This window comes from Compostibacillus humi, from assembly GCF_014637175.1.
GTDB classification, from domain to species: Bacteria; Bacillota; Bacilli; order Bacillales; family Amphibacillaceae; genus Oceanobacillus; species Oceanobacillus humi.
The window spans coordinates 1-2,179 of the sequence record NZ_BMEV01000134.1 but is presented as its reverse complement, the minus strand read 5'-3'; the positions used below and the strand labels follow the sequence as shown (position 1 = coordinate 2,179).

At 35.2% G+C, this 2,179-nt stretch carries 2 protein-coding genes; both read left to right on the top strand.

Annotated elements, in window-relative coordinates; translation table 11 throughout:
• The first annotated feature begins 102 nt into the window (after positions 1-102).
• Positions 103-657, top strand: coding sequence for a substrate-binding domain-containing protein (locus IEV18_RS16840; RefSeq protein ID WP_188393496.1), 555 nt, complete (start codon positions 103-105; stop codon positions 655-657).
• A gap of 207 nt (positions 658-864) precedes the next feature.
• Positions 865-1,524: a type 1 glutamine amidotransferase domain-containing protein gene (locus IEV18_RS16835; RefSeq protein ID WP_188393495.1), complete on the top strand. Its 660-nt coding sequence runs from the start codon at positions 865-867 to the stop codon at positions 1,522-1,524.
• The last annotated feature ends 655 nt before the right edge of the window (positions 1,525-2,179 follow it).

Genomic DNA, 2,179 nt, shown 5'->3' with positions numbered 1-2,179 from the left:
TTTAACAGAAATGGATTCTTTTTTCATTTATTTGATGCATGATCAAGTCAGATGAAACGCTTGATAAATAAGCATTCAAAAGTAATCAAAAGTTTTCTATGAATAATTCAGGTTAATGAATTTAATTCATATACTGTTTCACAATTTGGAACTGCCGACCAGTTACTTGAATTATTAAAGGAAGACAAAATAGATATCGTTATTACTTCAAAAAAGTATCAATCGCCTGAAATTGAATATTCTTTTTTGCATGAAGAGGAGTTTGTCATTGTTGCACCTGATTATTTAGAAATACCGGAGAATTTAGATTTGAAATCTAAGGAAAAATTTCTTTTGTCCCAAAAATGGATTAGTTATGGATTGGAGTTGCCAATAATTAGAAGGCTATGGAGAGAACACTTTAAAAGACGGCCAATTATTAAACCGATTCATGTTATTCCTAATCTGCATCTTATTTTAAAGGCTATAGAAAGCGGAATAGGAATAAGTCTAATTCCGACTTATATTCTGTTAAATTCGATGCAGGAAGCAAAAGCAAAAGTATTATTTAAGGAATTAAAGGTAAGCAACAAATTATATATTGCATATAAAACAAAAAATAAACATTTGCCAGAAATCAATAAAATCACAGCTGCCCTCTCAATAAAAAATAACTAATTCCTCAACTATATAGTCATTCAGTTTATGCTGGATGACTTTTTTAATTTTTATATCCAGTCATTTATTAGAATTGTGCAAGTATACCCTTGTATTTTAAAATAAAAATATTTATATATAATCCATAAAAACATAATTTGTTTTATAGTTATGGCGGATTTAAAATAATTAATGAAACAAAGATCATTTAAAAGGAGGCAAAACCTTATGACAAAAAAGATTTTAATGGTTGTTACGAATCATAAAGAGCTTAGTAATGGCAAGCAAACTGGTGTTTGGTTGTCAGAATTTGCAGAGGCGTATATAGAATTTACGAAAAGAGGGTACCACATCACAGTTGCAAGTCCCTTGGGAGGAAAAAGTACAATTGACCCGGCCAGTGCCGATGGAAATACTCCACAAGAGATTTTGGATACTGAAAAATATTTACAGAATACGATAAAATTAGATGCAATATCTTCCCAAGAATTTGATGCCATTTTTCTGCCGGGAGGACATGGTACAATGTTTGACCTTCCTAACAATAAAAAACTTCAAGAATTATTACGGGACTTCTACGAAGAAGGTAAGATTGTTGCTGCTGTTTGCCATGGTCCTGCTGGATTGGTTGGAACAACATTGTCTAACGGTCAACCGCTTGTTTTCGGCAAACGCGTTAATGCTTTTACAGACAGAGAAGAGGCGGATACCGGACTAAGGGACCAGCTTCCATTTCTTTTGGAAAGCAGAATTCGGGAGTTAGGGGCAATTTTTGTAGCTGCTCCAAACTGGTCTGCTCACTTCGAGGTGGACGGCAATTTAATTACTGGGCAAAACCCTCAATCTACGAAAGGTGTTACAAAAGCAGTTATAGAAAAATTAAGTTAACCTTGAAGACCATGACAAAACATATTGGTCGTTTATAAATCCGAATTTTTAGTATTTAGATGCTCCGGGAATATACTTTCGGGCTCGCTAATGGCTGGTGAGCCTCCAACGCACAGGACGTGACCCGCAAGTAGCCTGCCTCGGGCAAATCGTCCTTTCGGGTTCTACCTAGGCCTTAGCATCCGCACAACAACGGTAGCTGCAGCAGCGATCCATCCCACGCAGAAAATTAGAATGCATTTTCTAGGAGCTACGTATATTACCGGAGCTAATAATATGCAATGCTCTCCTGTTTTAATCAATACAAAAACCACAACGAAATTGTGGTTTTTTAAGTGCAATGCAAATTTTTATCTACTAAAATGGTTTAAATATCATTAATAAAAGTATCACTACTATTAAAGATTTTTCAACTATATTATTTTGGGATACTTTTCTTAACACATTTGTAATATTCGGTACCGTCAAGAATTTTGTGTAAATAACCCTATTTCCGGTAGAAAAGTTAGCCAGCTTATTTTAGTTGATAAAACTTCTATCTCTAGGTTAAACACAGAGCCACAGCGGTAGCTGCTTGTCCTTGACCTTGTGCCTTTTCTTAGTTTTTGCTGGTTGGGTTCAGGGACCCGGCCAGCGAGAACTTAGAAAAGGTCGG

Excerpts from the sequence above, each read along its gene's own strand:
- IEV18_RS16835 (WP_188393495.1), top strand. The coding sequence starts at position 865 with ATGACAAAAAAGATTTTAATGGTTGTTACGAATCATAAAGAGCTTAGT.